Annotated in this window: 1 protein-coding gene; it reads right to left on the bottom strand. The window is 58.6% G+C overall.

Going from position 1 to position 565, the window contains the following annotated elements; all coding sequences use genetic code 11:
• Positions 1–565, bottom strand: a 565-nt coding sequence (locus tag AACY49_RS30100; RefSeq protein ID WP_339527881.1) for a 2OG-Fe(II) oxygenase family protein, incomplete at both ends; no start/stop codon positions are given.

The raw sequence follows: 565 nt of genomic DNA, 5'->3' as shown, positions 1-565 counted from the left end.
CTTCGGCGGATTGACGACACGGTGCATCGTCGAAACCAACTCGTAATTGGTCCATTGTGCCATCAAGTCGCCGAGATTGATAATGAAGGCGCCAGGCACGATCGGCACCGGCTCCCAGCGGCCGTCCGAGGTCTTGACCTCCAGGCCGCCCGGCTTGTCTTCGGTCTTGAGAATGGTGAGACCACCATAATCGGTATGGGCACCCGCCCGCAGCTTGCCCGACTCGAGCTCTTCCGGCTGGTCCGGATAGTTGCTGACCACCATGTTGGTGATGTGCTTGTCGATCTTGTCGGCGAACCAGTCAGGCGACAGGTGAAGCGCACGAGCGCACAGCTCCATTAGCAGCGATGCCAGTTTCTCCATTTCGTGGTAATAGTCGACGAAGGCAGGCTTGAAGCCCGGCACGTCGGCATCCGGCCAGATATTTGGATGGAACAGCCGGTTGGCTGTTGGCGTCGAGAAATAGGGGTCGCCTTCGTCGATGTCGAAACGGCCGATGTTAAAATATTCGCGGTGGTCGGGTTTCGCCTCCTTCTCGCCGATCGTGCTGGCCAGGTTACCAGAC

It is taken from the genome of Pseudomonas sp. EL_65y_Pfl2_R96, assembly GCF_963970905.1.
Classification (GTDB): domain Bacteria; phylum Pseudomonadota; class Gammaproteobacteria; order Pseudomonadales; family Pseudomonadaceae; genus Aquipseudomonas.
The sequence above is the reverse complement of the archived record's forward strand: the minus strand, read 5'-3'. Positions and strand labels throughout refer to the sequence as shown.